14 protein-coding genes are annotated in these 17,180 nt (G+C 33.4%); 6 read left to right on the top strand and 8 right to left on the bottom strand.

Annotated elements, in window-relative coordinates:
- Positions 1-22: 22 nt before the first annotated feature.
- The 6 genes from FJOH_RS24750 to FJOH_RS27115 form a co-directional block, all read right to left on the bottom strand.
- Entirely contained in the window at positions 23-307 is a 285-nt protein-coding gene (locus FJOH_RS24750; RefSeq protein ID WP_073408601.1) for a hypothetical protein, read from the bottom strand.
- A gap of 430 nt (positions 308-737) precedes the next feature.
- Entirely contained in the window at positions 738-2,030 is a 1,293-nt protein-coding gene (locus tag FJOH_RS24760) for an HlyD family secretion protein (RefSeq protein WP_012026759.1), read from the bottom strand.
- A gap of 3 nt (positions 2,031-2,033) precedes the next feature.
- On the bottom strand, positions 2,034-4,259 hold the full coding sequence (locus FJOH_RS24765; protein WP_012026760.1) for a peptidase domain-containing ABC transporter: 2,226 nt from the start codon (positions 4,257-4,259) through the stop codon (positions 2,034-2,036).
- Between the two features lie 11 nt (positions 4,260-4,270).
- Positions 4,271-5,101, bottom strand: a complete 831-nt coding sequence (locus tag FJOH_RS24770) for a DUF6625 family protein (RefSeq protein WP_012026761.1) — start codon at positions 5,099-5,101, stop codon at positions 4,271-4,273.
- 11 nt (positions 5,102-5,112) lie between these two features.
- Positions 5,113-6,669 (bottom strand): vitamin K epoxide reductase family protein, encoded by a 1,557-nt coding sequence (locus FJOH_RS24775; protein ID WP_012026762.1) that lies wholly within the window; start codon positions 6,667-6,669, stop codon positions 5,113-5,115.
- 217 nt (positions 6,670-6,886) lie between these two features.
- Complete coding sequence (locus tag FJOH_RS27115; protein ID WP_159436637.1) at positions 6,887-7,063, bottom strand: hypothetical protein; 177 nt, start codon at positions 7,061-7,063, stop codon at positions 6,887-6,889.
- A gap of 377 nt (positions 7,064-7,440) precedes the next feature.
- Between FJOH_RS27115 and FJOH_RS24780 the strand changes: the two genes are divergently transcribed.
- The 6 genes from FJOH_RS24780 to FJOH_RS24805 all read left to right on the top strand — a co-directional run bounded on the left by FJOH_RS24780 (position 7,441) and on the right by FJOH_RS24805 (position 14,475).
- Positions 7,441-7,794 carry a helix-turn-helix transcriptional regulator gene (locus tag FJOH_RS24780; protein ID WP_012026763.1) on the top strand — a complete coding sequence of 118 codons (354 nt, stop codon included), beginning with the start codon at positions 7,441-7,443 and terminating at the stop codon, positions 7,792-7,794.
- Positions 7,795-8,226: 432 nt separating this feature from the next.
- Positions 8,227-9,636 (top strand): NADP-dependent phosphogluconate dehydrogenase, encoded by a 1,410-nt coding sequence (gndA, locus tag FJOH_RS24785; RefSeq protein ID WP_012026764.1) that lies wholly within the window; start codon positions 8,227-8,229, stop codon positions 9,634-9,636.
- Positions 9,637-9,669: 33 nt separating this feature from the next.
- The gene (zwf, locus tag FJOH_RS24790) at positions 9,670-11,199 is read left to right on the top strand and encodes a glucose-6-phosphate dehydrogenase (RefSeq protein ID WP_012026765.1); all 1,530 of its coding nucleotides are present in this window, start codon (positions 9,670-9,672) and stop codon (positions 11,197-11,199) included.
- Positions 11,183-11,899, top strand: coding sequence for a 6-phosphogluconolactonase (gene pgl, locus FJOH_RS24795; RefSeq protein ID WP_012026766.1), 717 nt, complete (start codon positions 11,183-11,185; stop codon positions 11,897-11,899). Before zwf ends, pgl begins: the two co-directional genes overlap by 17 nt.
- A gap of 330 nt (positions 11,900-12,229) precedes the next feature.
- Positions 12,230-13,453, top strand: coding sequence for a hypothetical protein (locus FJOH_RS24800; RefSeq protein ID WP_012026767.1), 1,224 nt, complete (start codon positions 12,230-12,232; stop codon positions 13,451-13,453).
- A complete protein-coding gene (locus FJOH_RS24805) occupies positions 13,444-14,475 on the top strand; it encodes a hypothetical protein (protein WP_012026768.1) in 1,032 nt (343 codons plus the stop codon). Before FJOH_RS24800 ends, FJOH_RS24805 begins: the two co-directional genes overlap by 10 nt.
- A gap of 90 nt (positions 14,476-14,565) precedes the next feature.
- On the opposite strand, the gene FJOH_RS24810 is transcribed toward FJOH_RS24805, so the two are convergent.
- Positions 14,566-15,678, bottom strand: a complete 1,113-nt coding sequence (locus FJOH_RS24810) for an acyltransferase family protein (protein WP_012026769.1) — start codon at positions 15,676-15,678, stop codon at positions 14,566-14,568.
- Positions 15,679-15,726: 48 nt separating this feature from the next.
- On the bottom strand, positions 15,727-17,133 hold the full coding sequence (locus tag FJOH_RS24815; RefSeq protein ID WP_012026770.1) for an MFS transporter: 1,407 nt from the start codon (positions 17,131-17,133) through the stop codon (positions 15,727-15,729).
- Between the last annotated feature and the right edge of the window lie 47 nt (positions 17,134-17,180).

A 17,180-nucleotide genomic window follows, 5' to 3' on the forward strand; every position in this document is an offset into this window, starting at 1 on the left:
TTTTATATTTAATATATTTTGATTAATTGAAAATTGAATCAGACTGTTGATGAATTAAATTGTGATTAACCAGAAGTTTAATAAAAGTATCAATCGTTGTATCGATATCAAGATCAGTATTCAAACTAAATTCGTAACAATGTATAATACAGCTGTGATCAGAAAGATACGTAAACGTTAATCCTTTATCCGTTCCTTTTGTAATTACCATTTCATTCTCCAGAATGGTTACACTATTATCTTTTTGGCTAAAGTATTCGAATAACTGCTGCTGAAATTGCTGCTTTTGTTTTTGACTTGTCTGCATGGTATAATTACATTTATGGGTTGATCAGTTTTGTTTTTATCGTGGTCTTTCTTTTCCAGAAAATAAAAGACAATAAAATCAAGAGCAGCAAAAAGCAAAATAACCGGCAGTGCATAAACAATTACGTTTGGATTGCTTTTTTCGACTTCATAGATTTTTTCTATTGCATAAGGCTGTGAGCCAAAAAATGTCAACTTAAAAAATAGATAATTAATGATTTTAACCATGATCGAGAATAGGTTTTAATTAATTCTGCTTTTGTTACAGAAGTAATACAACCGAATCTTATTTTACCCCTATTCTATTTTTTTGTTTTTTTCAAGTTTTTATAAAATGACTAGAATTAGAAACTCAATTACAATCTCATTAATGCATAAAAAAGCCTGTAAACATTAAGCTTACAGGCTCTTTATATAAAATAAGCAGAAGACTAAACCTGCTCAAAAATACTTTTGAACTGATATAAAATCCTTTCAATTAATCTTAAGTCTTCTGTCAGGATTTCTGCTTTTCCTTTCATTTCCTGCTGAAATGGGATTCTTTTCCTGTAAGATGTCTGTAAACCATCTGGAAGAGAAACGTCTAATAATAAGTTTCCATCTTTGTCCGGAACCAGCGAAATATTATGAATTTTACCTCTTAATACTCCAAATTCTCTATCAGGAAAATTAGCCAGTCTTATGTTTACGTTTTGACCAACTTTTATTTTTCCTGAATTTAAAGGTGTTGCTTTTACTTTTCCAACAAAACCATTTTCTTTATCCGGAATAATCGAAAAAACATTATCTCCTTCATTAATCGTTTGGTTTTCTGTCCAAACCTGCAAAAAAGTAACTACGCCGCTAACCGAAGATCTTAAGGTATTCGTAAGCTCCCATTCCTTTATCACTTTTTTCAGCTGATAAAAAGACTGTGCCATGTTCCTGTTTAGATTCACTTCTTCTTTAGTGCTGCTTATCTGCAAATTATGCCCCATTTTTGTATTATCGATCAAAGAAGATTTTAACTGAGAAATCGATGACAATAAGGTTTTGTAATTTTTCTGAGCCTGCAGATAGCTGAGCTTTTTAGTTTCCATTTCCTGAGCCGATATAATGCCTTTATTAAAAAGAATTCCAAATCGGCCTATTTCGTTTTTTTGAAGCTGTAACTCGCTTTCATTAATTTCTTTTTGCTGCTGTAAAATTTCTAACCTTTCTTTAATTTGAGTTTTTTCAGAAACCTGTGCTTTATTTTCAACATCAAAAGGATGTAAATTTTCATTTAGTTTTTCAACTTCATAGTCTTTTTGAAAAATAGCAAAAGCACTTTCAATTTCACCCAGTTGTTTGTTTTTCATTACGGCAAAAGGAAATTCTTTTTTTGTATCATTAATATCAAAATCAGCAATAATCTTTTTGAGTAAAAAGACATCTTTATAATTTGCCGAATTTTCAATAACAGCCAGCATCGTATTTTTTTTAACTGTTGCTTTATCGCTTATTAGTATAGCTTCTATTCGACCGGATGATTTAGAGACTAATTTCTCCGGCGGAATATTAGTTGTAATGACAATTTCTGTACTTACAACATCCGGATATCTTATAATGTATGACACATAAAACAGTATAACGATTATTGAAAATATTACAATCGTCCCCCATCGAATCATCCAAATGGGTGTTTTTGAAAGCACATCCTGAATTTCTTCACTTCTTAATTCTAGTGTAATATCCTGCTCCATAATTTAATTTCCAAGCTGTAATTGATTTTTAACCAACTCAAAATAATTTCCTCTCTGCTCTACAAGAGTAGTATGATTTCCTATTTCGATGATTTTTCCTTTGTCTAAAACTACAATCTGATCGGCATTCATTACCGTGCTTAATCGGTGTGCAATAACCACAACGGTTTTATCTTTAAAAAAAAGATTCAGTTTCTGCATAATTTCTTTCTCATTATTCGCATCAAGTGCCGAAGTAGCCTCATCAAAAAACAACATTTCGGGATTTTTGTAAACGGCTCTTGCAATAAGAAGTCTTTGTTTTTGTCCTGTACTCATTCCTATTCCTTCAGAACCAATCATAGTATTAAATCCCAAAGGCTGTTCATTAATGTAACTCATTATATTAGCCACATCTGCCGCATACAGCAGTCTTTTTTTATCAATTCTGTCTTCACCAATTGCAATATTGTTTGCAATTGTATCATTAAAAATAAACCCTTCCTGCATAACAGCGCCAATACTGCCTCGCCACGCTTTTTGCGCTATCATTGAAAGAGATGTTGAAGAAAAGGCATTTTCACTTTGAGCTGCAAGAATTATATCTCCTTTATCCGGCTCGTAAAACTTAAGCAGCAGTTTCATTAAAGTTGTTTTGCCGCTGCCGCTTGTTCCTACTATAGCCGTAATTTTATTGGCAGGTATGGTAAGATTTAAATCTTTAAGAACAGGAGTATCTGATCCTGTATAACGAAAAGACAAATTATTAATAATCATATCAAAATCTTTTGGAACATCATGAGTCTGATGCTGTTCCTGCTCAACCTCGTCTTCTCTTTGGTGTATTTCAGATAAACGTCCCATCGATATTTTAGCATCCTGAAATTCTCTCACAAAATCAACCAGCTGCGTTATCGGGCCGTTTAAACTTCCCACAATTGAACTAATTGCCAGCATCATACCTAATGTAATGGAACCATCAATAACAAGTTTTGCCGAGAAGAAAATTATAATTATGTTTTTTAATTCATTAATAAAGTTTGAACCTACAGTTTGTGTCTGTTCTAATATTAATGCTTTCATAGAAACTCTAAAAAGTCTTGCCTGTATATATTCCCAGCCCCATCGTTTTTGCTTTTCGGCATTATGAAGCTTTATTTCCTGCATACCGTTTACAAGCTCAATAACTTTACTTTGTTCGTTACTTATTTCAGCAAAACGTTTATAATCGAGAACTTCTCTTTTTTTAAGAAAAAGCGCCATCCAAAGAAAATAAAAGAAACTTCCAAGAAAAAACACTACAAAAATCTGGATATTATAATACGCCAAAACGCATCCCATAATTACCATATTAATTGTAGAAAACAAAACATTAAGTGACGAAGTGGTTAATATACGCTCTATTCTGTGATGATCATTGATGCGCTGCAGAATATCTCCAGTCATTCTTACATCAAAAAATGAAATGGGAAGATTCATTAATTTAATAAAGAAATCTGAAATAAGCGAGATGTTTATTCGGGTAGAAAGATGCAGCAGTATCCAGCTGCGGATAAGATCTAAAGCTGATTTTCCAAAAAACAGAAATAACTGCGCAAAAAGAATTAAATAAATAAAATGAATACTTCTGTTTTGTACACCAATATCTATAATACTCTGCGTAAGAAAAGGAAAAATAAGCTGTAAAAAACTTCCTGCTATTAAGCCAATAACCAGCTGTACAACAAAAGACTTATAAGGCAGTATGTATTTGGCTAATAAAGAAAACCCCACTCTATTTTTTTCTTCCATATCAAATTCACTTTGATAAAATTTTGGAGTAGGTTCTAAAAACAAAGCAATTCCTTCTGCTGTGTTTTCATTAGCATTTTTTCCAAGCCAATTTTTTACAAAATCTTCTTTAGAATATTTCACCAAACCCATCGCCGGATCAGAAATGTAGTAAAAATTATTTTTAATATTATACAATACAACATAGTGGCAGTTATCCCAAAACAAGATACAAGGCAGAGGCATTTCATCAAGTCTTTTTAAATTTAACTTAATACCTATAGACCTAAACCCTATTTTTTCGACAGCATCACTTAATGATAATAAATTACTCCCGCCTCGATTTGTCTCACTGTAATCACGAAGTTCCTGAATATTAACAGTTTTTCCATAATATTTTGCAATCATTTTAATGCAGGTTGGCCCGCAGTCTTTAGACTCTTCCTGTTTAAAATTCGGAAACTTTTTAAATTTTTTCATTTATTCTACACTTATCTTGAATGATAAATTTTGGTTTTACTTAAATAATATTTGTTTGGAATTTTTCTCTGTGTTTTCTCAGGTATATATTCCTTTTTAAACCAAAACAAATGATACATTATTCCTTCAAATTGATTTTTATAGTAAATCCGTCCATTATCAAAAGTTATTCTGCCGGTTAATCCTTCCAGAAGAATAAAATCGAAATGAGCTTCAATCTCTTTTTCCTGTTCGGCTTTTTTAATAAGATGCGTAAAACTTTCAACCTCTGTTTGTAAATCAAATATTGACATTCCGGCTGTCAGCGCATCCCAGGCAAAACTGCATTCGTCAAAACAAAAATGTTTTGATTCAGAAAATACCTTCTTGTAATCTTTACTTCTCATAAAAAAAGTATTCATTACTTCATTATTTCTGTATAAAGCAAAACATCCCGTTGTATAATCATGTCTCACGCTGATAAAATCAAACTTATCGAGCATTTCGTCTGTTATAAAATCCCTGACATTTCCATAAATAATATCCAAATCGCTCTGACCCCAAAAATCATAACCTTTAATAATTTCCGGAAAAAAGAAACCATACGCAGGTTTAAAATCACAAAGCTTGTAAGGATCGTCAATATTTACAGTAAATCCCAATTTTGCAGAAGCATTGGCAATTATTTCGGCTTTTGTTTTATATATAATGATAACATTATCCGGTTTACCGGGTATAAAGTCAGTATTGTCTGTTATAATATAAAAATCCACAGTTGGATTAAATGTACAGGAGTGTATAAAATAGGGAAAATACCACGGATATTTTCCATACCAGCATGTTAGTACAGCTATTGATTTCATTTTGTCAATATTTAAAATTCGTCTTCGATGAAATCCTTTATAAAAAATGGCAAAGTCTTTCTATCATACATTTTTGGATATTCATATCCGTTTATAAGAATAGCCGGCGTGAAATTAAAATCGTTTTCTTCACACCATTTGTATTGAAAATCAAATATTGAATCAAATTCTGATGTTATATTTCTAGGAAATCTTTCAAGCCATGCTGTCAGGTTCGTATTTTCAAACCATGCCTGCAGTGCTGTTAAAAAGCTTTTTTCGCCTTCATTCATATAAATATTGATCAGACTTCTAAACAATTTTACAGAATGCTCGTTTTCGCGTTCCAGATCTGCTTTTAAAACAAGTTCTATTTGTACATCATCTGAATATTTTTCCAGAATAGTTTCTATTACAGTGTGTGCATCTTTGCAATAACCACAGAAAGGATTTGAGATAAGAACGATTTTTGTTGAACTTTCTCTGTTGCCAAATAGCAGCGGACTTTGCAGCATCTCTGTTTTTTCTTTTGCGAGCAGAGAATTTCTAAAAACATCATAATTTTTTTCAAATCGAATGGCTTTCAGCTGATATTCTTTTAATTCTTTTTGTTTGATAAGTATTTCTTTAAGCGAAATCCAAATGGTTACAACAGTCAGAACAACCAATGAAAAAACAATTATGGAAACAGGAGAAAAAGCAAAAACAGTATTCTCAAATACAAACAAATAAGTTAACTCCAGCAGTACAACACTCATTATAGTGAGACAAATTGGACACCATTTTTTTTCTACCATTTTTTGAAAGTACAAAGACAACAATAAAATAGGCAGTGCTCCTAAAAGCAGGACTTTTTGTATTGAAAAATAGGCTGCTGTGTCACCCAGAAGCAGTAAAGAAAAAAAGCCTGTTAATTGAGAAACAAAGAAAACTACACTTAAATCACTAAAATTTATGATTTCAAAAATTTTCCATTTATCAGAATTTACAACCGTCGAACAGCTTGTTGACGAAGCCATATTGCAAAAACTATTCAACAGTTTTATTTTTGTTCCAAATAAATCCTTAAGCGCCGCAATAGAAAACAAAATTCCAATAGCAGGAAAAACAAAAAACAATTTAGTTATCAGATTACTTGGCGTATAAAACAAATAAGAAGAAAACAAAACAAAACATAAAACTGGTAAAACCCAGCTAAAACTTTTTTTAGAAACTGTTGGCAATACTTCATTTTCTGGTTTTTCCAATAACAAAATAAATCCGCTCCATACTTCGGGTGAAAGTGTATACTCATCAGTTGTATTACTTACTTTTTTATAAATATAGTTTTCGTCTTTTTTTTCTATAAAACAAAGCTGCTGGCCGTCCAGATTTAAGAGTGCGACGAAATGATCCGGTAAAGCATCAATTTCTGCATAATCAACCTGAAGAACACCATTTTTAATATTAAAAAAACTTAAAGTATCAACCACAGATAATAAAGTTGGGTAATCCGGATGTGACTGTATCTGAAAATCAAATTCAGATTTATCAATAACTATATTTTCTTTTTCCAAATATTGAAAAAGGTAATTAAAATCTTCATTCATAAAATTTTATATTTCTGTGTGGCAAGGGATATTTAACAGCATTTGCCCAGTGACTACCTGGCATCTTTATATTAAATAAGCTATAAGCAAAATTGTGAAATAGTGCTTATAGCTTAAAAAATTATCAATTAGTAAGCATTTAAAAATTCTTGACTTGTTTAAGTATAATTTAAAAGCACTTTACTAAATATTAACTTTAGAAGTTAACTGTCACTTATTATCTAGGACAAGCATCCCAGCATTCTTGTACACTGCTTCTGCATCCGTTATAATTACCATTACAGTAGCAAGGAAAAGTTCCAGAAGGACATCCGCTTCCTGCCATAATTGTTTTCATTTCGTTTCTTGATAATTTTCCCTGTGCGTTAGCAAGGCTCATTTTTTGAGTTTTCATAATCTGTTTTTTTTGTTATTGTTAATAATAATATTTAAAAAATGTAGTATTGAAAATAAAAAAACGACTCTGCGCACAAATCATTAGAAAATTAACAGTTGTTACATTTTTTCCAAAATTGAAATTTAAATATTTCTCCTACAATGCTTTTTCAAGCATAAAATATGCTTATTCTGACATATTTATTGCCAATATTAAATTTTTAATGGTGTTTGATGTGTTTTTGTAGTGCTTTTTATCTTATATATCCTACGTTTTTTTTTCTTCGATAAAATAAAATTTTCTAAGTTTCCACTCTCTTAAAGTCAGAAAAAACACAGAAAAACCCCGTGATTTTTAGAGAAACCCAAAAAACAAAATATCAAACAATAACCACTATGATTAAACAAAAACTAATTACTAAACGAATTGAGAAAAATAAAACGCAGGAAGAAATTGCGCATCTTTTAGGAATGACACAATCGCAGTACAGCCGAAGAGAATCTGGAATAACTAAAATTACCAAAAGTGAATGGGACAGTCTTGCAAAAATTTTGGGAACAAATATGGAAGCAATTTATGAACCTGAAGACGGCATATATATTCTAAACAATGAAAAAAACACTAGCAATACAAACAGCCAAAATACTGACTACAATAACTTTACACTTGATGTAATGAAAAAATATATTGAAAAATTAGAGTATGAAAACAGATATCTAAAATCACAGCTTGAAAAATTCTCATTATAATGTTAAAATAAATCAAGATTTTTAAATTTAAAGCATAATTAATCCTTTAGTAAGCATAGCAACTCTAGAAAAAAGCCTGTAAACAAATAAGTCTACAGGCTTTTTTTTATAAATCATAAAATAAAATACTTTTAAATTAGGTATGATTATCAAAGTATAAATTAATTATTGTGTTTTTTAGATTCAATACTCTGCATTTTAAATTAAGTGTATTTTTCATACTTAAAAACTATCACAACAAACCCCCAAAAGCGGACTATTTTACCCCTAGTTTTTCATCATTTTTCTCTAACTTAGCAGAGTCAATCTTAAATAGTAAGATTAAAACAAATCTTGTTTTTCTGCAAAGAACTGATTGAAAAAGTATTACTGATTTTTTTCTTACTTTTTTCCAGAAAAACATTCTTTAATAATTTTAGTTAATTGAAAACTATGAGCAAATTTGATTTTGGAATTGTAGGACTCGGTGTAATGGGCCGTAACTTACTTTTAAATATCGCCAGCCATAACTTTGCGGCTGCAGGTTTAGACTTAGATACCGAAAAAGTCAACTCTCTTCAACAAGAAGCTGACGCCGCCCACACAATTGAAGCGACAACAGATGTAAAACATTTCGTAGAGCTTATTCAACAACCTAGAGCGATTATGCTTTTAGTTCCTGCCGGAAAACCGGTCGACAGCGCTATAGCCAGCTTATTACCACATTTAGATAAAGGTGACATCATAATCGATGGCGGAAACACTTATTTTACAGATACTGACAGACGATTTATAGAATTATCTGAAAAAGGTATTCATTTCTTCGGAATGGGAATTTCAGGCGGTGAAAAAGGTGCAAGATTCGGTCCTGCTATGATGCCGGGCGGTGATCAAAAAGCATACGAAAGACTTCGTCCTATTTTTGAGGCTATTGCTGCAAAAGTAGACGGCGAACCTTGTGTAGAATATTTAGGAAACGGTTCTGCAGGAAACTATGTAAAAATGGTTCATAACGGAATCGAATACGGAATTATGCAGTTAATTTCTGAGATTTATGACCTTATGAAAAGAGGTTATAACTTAGACGATGAAACGATTCAAAAAACTTTTGAAGAATGGAATCAAACTGATGATCTAAGATCGTATCTTATTGAAATTACTGGAAAAATTTTAAAACAAAAAGACGAAGACGGAAGCCTTCTTATCAATAAAATTTCAGATTGGGCAAAATCTAAAGGAACAGGAAAATGGACTTCACAAAATGCAATGGATTTGCAGGTTCCGGTTCCAACTATCGACGCCGCTGTTATAATGCGCGATATGTCTAAAACAAAACCTGAAAGAATTGAAGCTGCAAAAAACTTAGTTTGGAATACTCCTGAAAGTAATGTAAATACCAGCGAAGCAATTGCTGCTTTAAAATCGGCGTTATACCTTTCTATTGTTGTAACGTATGCTCAGGGATTAGCTCAGCTTCATACTGCTTCTAAAGAATACAATTACGGATTAAATCTGGAAACTGTTGCCAAAATCTGGCGCGGAGGCTGTATTATTCGTGCAACTATTCTGGAAGATTTCAGAAAAGCGTATGTCGCAAAATCTGATTTACCAAACTTACTTTTAGATTCTGGAATAGCTTCAAAATTAACCGAAAACCAAGCAGGAATGAGAGCTGTAATTCAGTTTGCCGTTCAAAAAGGATTACCTGCGGCTGGTTTGATGAATTCGTTAGCTTATTTTGACTCTTATAGATCTGCTAATCTGCCTACAAATTTAATTCAGGCACAGCGCGATTTCTTTGGGGCTCATACTTACGAACGCATCGACAAAGAAGGTGTTTTCCACACACAATGGGCTGAATAAGCAACTTAAAAAAAAGCAACACAACTACACACAATGACTAAAAATAAACTTAAAAATCCAACAATCATTGTTATTTTTGGAGGAACCGGAGACTTAGCAAAGAGAAAGCTCTTTCCCGCATTTCAAAATCTGTATCTTGACGGACGTATGTCTGAAAAATTTCAGATTATTGCACTTGGAAGAGCAGAAAAAACAGATGAAGATTTCCGCAGTTATGTTTTAGAAAATTTAGAAAATTTTTCAAGAAAAAAAGGCAAGTCAGATCCTGAAACAGAAAAATTTCTGTCTCACATAACATATCACAGCCTTGATATTGATAAAGAAGAATCTTATCTAAGTTTAAACGAAAAAATAAAAGGTTTTGATGAAGCGTTTGGAGAACGTGCCAATCGTCTTTTCTATCTTTCTATAACACCTTCTTTCATTTCTACTATTTCCAGCAATATCAAGAAAATTGGTCTTGCTGCAAACCCAAAGCAGGATCGTATTATTATTGAGAAACCATTTGGTTATGATAAAACTTCGGCGATTGAGCTGAACGAAATGCTTTCGCAGACTTTTAAAGAAGAACAGATATACAGAATCGATCATTATTTAGGTAAAGAAACAGTTCAGAACATTCTGGCTTTCCGATTTGGAAATTCAATGTTCGAACCTTTATGGAGCCGTAATTTTATTGACTTTGTTCAGATTACAGTAGCAGAAGAAGTGGGTGTAGAAGAACGAGGCGGTTTTTATGAAGGCGTTGGTGCATTAAAAGATATGATTCAAAATCACCTGCTTCAAATATTATGTATGACGGCAATGGAAGCACCAGCATCATTAAGTGCCGATGATATTCGTAACCGTAAAGCCGATGTTTTAAAATCTATCCGACGCATTAAACCAGAAGAAGTAGATCATTATATAGTAAGAGGTCAGTACGATGCCGGTACTATAAAAGGAAAAGCTGTTCCCGGATATCGTCAGGATAAAGGAATTGCTCCAGATTCTAATACTGAAACGTATGTGGCAATGAAGATTTATCTGGATAACTGGAGATGGCAGGGAATTCCGTTTTACCTTCGTACAGGAAAAAGAATGGAAGAAAAGCAATCATCCATTATAATTCAGTTTAAACCTGTTCCACATTCTTCATTTTCTTATGGAAAAGAAGGTATGACACCAAACCGACTGATTATCAACATTCAGCCGGCAATGGATATTAAACTGCAGTTTATGACCAAAAAACCAGGTCTATCACTTTCTTTAAGACCGGCAGAAATGATATTTGATTATTTTTCCTGCTCTACCATGTCGCCGGAAGCTTATGAAACCTTAATTGCAGATGCATTATTGGGCGATCCTACCCTATTTATGCGCTGGGATCAGGTAGAAGAAGCATGGGATGCAATCGACACTATCCAGCAGGTATGGAAAACTACAGCTCCTGTAAATTTCCCAAATTACAAAGCCGGAAGCTGGGGACCAGAAGAAGCTGATGAACTATTGGCACGCCAGGGACACAAATGGATTCCAAATACACAAACAAAAGAAGAACTTTTAGATGATACAGATATATAATACTACAGAAGAAATTAATACTGCAGCGGCAGACCTTTTTACAGCAGCAGCACAAGATGCAATTGCAAAAAGAGGAAAATTTACAGCAGTTCTTACTGGAGGTTCTTCTCCTTCAGGAATTTACAAACTGCTGGCTTCTGATGCATACAAAAACAAAATAGACTGGAGTAAAGTCTACATATTCTGGGGCGACGAACGCTGGGTGCCGCTAAATGATGATTTGAGCAACGCAAAAATGTCTTATGCAGCATTATTAAGCCACGTTCCTATTCCGTCTGAAAATATTTTTGAAATGTACAAAGACGGTGTAACACCAGAAGATTACGCAGTTACATACGAACAATCAATTCGAAAAATTTTAGGAGAAGAAGGAAAATTTGACTTTATCTTTTTAGGAATGGGAGATGACGGACACACGGCTTCTCTTTTTCCAGGTGAAGCAGTATTAAATGAACAAAACAAGTGGGTTGATGCCTATTTTCTGGCACCGCAGAACATGCACCGCATTACACTTACTGCTCCATTAATTAATAAAGCCGAAAAGATTATTGTAGTCACTTTTGGAGAGAAAAAAGCACATGCTTTAAAAGAAGTAACAAAAGGAGAATACAATCCTTCACTTTACCCTACGCAGCTAATTAAACCTGTCTCTGGAGAATTAGTATTTCTCGTAGATAAAAGTGCTGCAGGAACCAATTAAAACACCAGAAAGTCCGAAAATGTTTTTCGGACTTTTTTTATGCTTTATCTTCATCCTTTATTTTCGTATTTCATCAAATCTGGAGTTATCTGCTAATCGTAAAGCTTCAGGATTCAAAATTCAAACTCCTCATACGTAATATCTTATAGTTTTTTACATTTAAAAGCAGTCAAGTTCAGGCAAAGATTACAAATATGTCGTATTTGACCATGCAAAAGCCCTTTTATCGTTTATTTTTGCCAACCTATCTTATTATAAAACTTTAAAATTTAATTAAAAAGAATGCGTTAAAAAAATTAAGTAACAAACCCCAAATCAAAACAAAACCACATGAAAAAAAACTTTTATTATTTTTTACTTACGCTCTCGGCAGGTATTCTATTAAGCTCCTGCAGCGACGACAATGAAGACGGCAAATACAAACCTACTTATCTGCCTTCTATCGACGCAAGTGCCTTACCAGACGGAAACAAACCTATGACGATGTTTGAAGATGACGAAAATTCATCTAAAATGTACGACAATAAAGACCGTTGGTTTCGTGTCAATCAGCCTATGCAGGTAATTCAAAAAGGAAAAGATTCTGTACAGATTTCTCTTTATTCGCCTGTTGGCTTAACCGACGTAAAAGTCTACGCAAAACTGCCGAATTATGACAAACGATTTGTACTTTTTCATTTTTCTAAAGTTCCGGCTTTTCACAGATCTTTTCATAAAATTCCGTTGACGGAAGGCAAAAATGATTATGAACTCGAAAAAGGAAATACGGTAACTATCGATAAAATCGAAGGGTTTTCATCTGGAGCAATCGAGTTTTCTGTTGAATCGAGCGATCCTTTATTCCAGAAATTCAAAAAAATAAAATCGGCTAGATTGGTTCAGTTCAGCGATCAATATCACAAAAACGAATATGGAAAATACCTGCCAATGAATCCTGTTCTGGCAAAAGAAGCGATAACGATGATTATCAATTTCTCGTATGCAATCAGTCATCCTATGTATTACGATACTTTCATGAATTTTGACCGATACAAAAAAGAACAGGCAGAAACTGCAGGTACAGCAATAAACGGTGCTTTAAACTGGCACGGAAATGCCGATGATGCTGACGGCGTTTATGATTATTTAACTAAAGTTCAAATTGAACAGGCATACGGAACTTACATTGACAGCCGAACTCTGAATATGGCAATGGTGGGTGGAGATTCTGCCTGGGGAGGCGGACCTTTGGCTTCACAATGGGAATCTGGTTATGTAACCGGACACTGGGTTGGCGAAATGTCGGTTTGGTCACACGAATACTCACATCACAGCGGTTATAACCACAGCAGTAATTTAGCAAACAGCGGCGAAGGCGGCGGACAGCAGGAAATGCTTACTGATTTTTATAAGTATTTAATTTATTTAAATGATCTTCCGTTTACAGATCCTGATATTTTAAAAGGATATACAAAAACAAGCTATCTGTCTGGAAGTTACAAAAAACCTGTGTTTACAATTAGTCAAAAAAATCCATTTTTATTAAAATATAAAGGAGAAGGAAAATGGAACTAAACAATATAATCAAGATGAACAAACTGCCATTTTTACTATTATTGCTTTGTCTTTTTACAAGCTGCAGTAAAGACAACGACATAGAAGCTATAAACTATGATTACTACTATCCTACCGAAAGCGCCGAAATTACTGCTAAACAAATTGGCGACGGTACAGGAACATTAGATCCAAAAGGAATCGCAATCTCTAAAGAAAAACTGTATGTATGCAACGGCAGTACTTTAGAAGTATTTGATGCTTTAACACTGGCACATTTAAAAACAATTTCCAATTATACCAAAGGAAGCACCATTATACCATTGACTTTATTAACATCGATAAGTATTGATAACGGCCGAATTTATTTAGGAAGCGAAGAATCAAGACTTTTTGTTTTGGATGAAACTACCGGTTTAGGAATCAACACAGTTGGAAACGGACAATGGTGGCAGACTTTTGTTCATGTTTTTGGTGTTGTGGTAAAAGACGGATTGGTGTTTGTAAAAGAAAAAGAAAAAAGCATCAAAGTGTTTGAAACTTCTCAAATTACCGAAACAAGTAATTGGAACTTAACCCCAATCGCCAAACTTAATACCTTAAACGGATGGACAGAAGCTTACTCTATGGATGTGCAATCTGGAAATCTAATTGTTGCAGGAAGAGATGCTAAAAGTTATTTGTACTATGATATTGCCAATATTAAAGCAAATGCCGCAAACTCTTTAACAACTCCAATCGAACCTTCAACAGCTCCGTTTGCCAACAACAAACCTATTTCTGTAACTTTTAGTAATGATTTTGCTGTAACTTCAGAAAATTCAGGAAACACAAATTATGTGCGTTTGTATTCAAAAGAAGCTTTTATGAATAAAAATTATAAAGCTGTAATGAGTGCATCTGATATTTTAGGACAGAATCCTTTTGGGGTTATTGTAGGCAATGCTCAACTGGACGATCGTATTTTCTTATCAGATAATACCAATAAGAAAATCAGAATCATCAAACTCAATAAATCTACAATTGCTGAACAGAAAAACTAATCAATTTTAGAAATTCTGGATTTATAAAAAACAAAAGGGAAGACATAAAAATCTTCCCTTTCTTTATTTACAGCATTCTGAAAATAGTTTTTATATGTTTTCGGTCTTAAGCTTTGCCAGTTTTTCTTTTCGTTTATCAGTTAAATATTTTCTCAGCGGAATATCATAAACCACCATTACCAAATAAGCAAATCCAACAAGCAGAATCACTCCAGATATAACAACAAATGTCAATTGTGTCGTATCTGGTTTATAATTCGTGTAATAATTTCCAAACATCCATAAAGCAGCATAATGTGTCATGTATAACGGATAAGATATATTGCCAGAGAAAACACAAACCTTTTTCAGTCCCTGATTTAAAACCGATCCGGCTCCTAAAGATACCAGCAGAGGAAAATAAAACAATACAATTAAAGGTTCAGTTATCCAATTCATTGCCGAAGAAGGCATTATAAAAGCCAATAACAACAATACAGATAAACCCGCAAATCCAAGTTTGTTTTTAATAATCCAGTTTGAACGGTAAATAAGCAATCCGGCTAAAAATGAATACGATATTCTGGCGAATCCATCCCAAAAAGTAGGCCCGCTCCAGCCTCCTAATAAATTCCCCGAATTATAACCCACATAACAAATCGCTGCTGCAGCAATTATAGTCAAGATTAAAAGATAACTGCGCGCTATTCTGTAAAGTACAAAAGCGTAGACAATATTTGCAATATATTCCCAAAATAACGACCAGGCCGGCGCATTGAAACTGAACAAATTAAAACCGCGATCTGCAATTACAGGCAAAGGAATCATAAATAAGGAACAGATAAAAGTTAAAATAATTTTACCTGTGCTGTACAATTCAAGATTACCGCCAAATGGGTCAAATAAAAAAGCCAGTAAACCTAATACAGATCCTGCCGCAACAAGCGGATGAAGTCTTATAATTCGGGATATAAAAAAATTACGCAATCCCATTTTTGCAATACGATCGTCATAAGCATAACCAATTACAAATCCGGAAAGACAGAAAAAGAAATCGACAGCCAAAAAGCCATGTCCGATAAAATTCTTGCTTGGGTCTGTAAAAATCCATTCCATAAAATGGAAAATAACAACTGCAAGTGCTGCTACGCCTCGCAGTCCGTCTAGAATTTCAAAATGTTGTTTGGTTTGTAAAATAGGAATTGAAGAATTGTTTGTAGTCATTATTAAGGTTTATGCGAAATGGTTAAGTTAATTTATGATTTGGTTTAATTAATTCGCTGGTTTTAAATTGTCTCCGTCTTTAAAATGCAATCTTCTAAAAACCAATCCGGATAAAATGGTTAAAGAGCCCACTACCAGAAAAGTATATCGAAATGCATTGTGAATTTCGTGATGAATAAGTTTTACATCTCCTTGAAAAACCTTTAAAACCAATAATCCGAAAGCGATTCCAAAACCAATTGCCAGCTGTTGATTTACTGAAATTAAAGAATTACCGCTGCTGGTATGATACTGTCTTAAATCGGCAATAGAAATAGAATTCATAGAGGTAAACTGTATCGAGTTAAAGAAACCCAAAATCGAAATTATAGGAACGTACCAATAAATTGAAGTATGAATTGATGGAATAGCCAGACAGCAGATTAAAAACCCAATAATAAAAGTATTGACCATTAAGGTTTTTCGATAACCAAAAGTGTTTAAAATCCCAATTACAGCTGATTTTCCAAACATTGCCGTCAAAGCCATTGGCGCTACAATCCACCCAGACACAACTGCAGACTGACCATAAGCAATCTGGATCATCATGGGCAGTAACAACGGTACAGAACTGATTCCCAAACGTGTAGCCAGATTACCAACAATACCCACTCGAAATGTTCTTACCTGAAACAGGTTTAAAGGAAAAATAGGATTGTTGTCTTTCGATGCATGACGATAGTACCAATACAGCATTAAAAATCCCGACATTAAAATCATTAAAACAGGTGAAACCCGAACGGTATTGCCAAATAATTCTAATGAAATAGATAATAAAAGCGAAGCCGCTGCAAAAATGAAAAAGCCTTTTAAATCAAAATCGATTATTTTAGATTTATAATTGGGCATATATTTTAAACTCAAAAGAATACCGATAAGCCCAAACGGAATGTTTATTAAAAAAATCCAGTGCCAGGATAAATAATCAACCATATAACCTCCAACCAAAGGCCCTAATACCGGCCCAATTAAAGCGGGAATAATAGCAAAGTTCATGGCTTTAAGTAATTCTTTTTTAGGAAATGTTTTAATTAGAGCAAGCTTTCCTACAGGAGTCATTAAACTTCCTCCCACTCCCTGAACAATTCGAGCTAAAACTAAATGCATCAGGTTTTGAGAAAGTGAACAAAATAAGGATCCGAGACTGAACAAAACCAAAGCGACAATAAAAACTTTCTTAGTCCCGAATTTATCTGATAAAAAACCGCTCACAGGCATAAAAAGCGCCAGAGTCAAAACATAACTGATAATTGCGTTCTGCATATCCAGCGGTGATTCGTGCAGATCTTTGGCAATAGAAGGCAGTGAAGTATTCAAAATTGTCGAATCAAGCATCTGCATAAAAATAGAAGTCGCTAAAATAATGGGTAATACCTTTTTTATTGCTTCATTATTTTGCTCTGTAATCACTGTCATCCTGTTTATTTTAAGACTTTATTTTTTTATTCTGTCAGGAAAAAAAT

The organism is Flavobacterium johnsoniae UW101, assembly GCF_000016645.1.
Lineage (GTDB): Bacteria > Bacteroidota > Bacteroidia > Flavobacteriales > Flavobacteriaceae > Flavobacterium > Flavobacterium johnsoniae.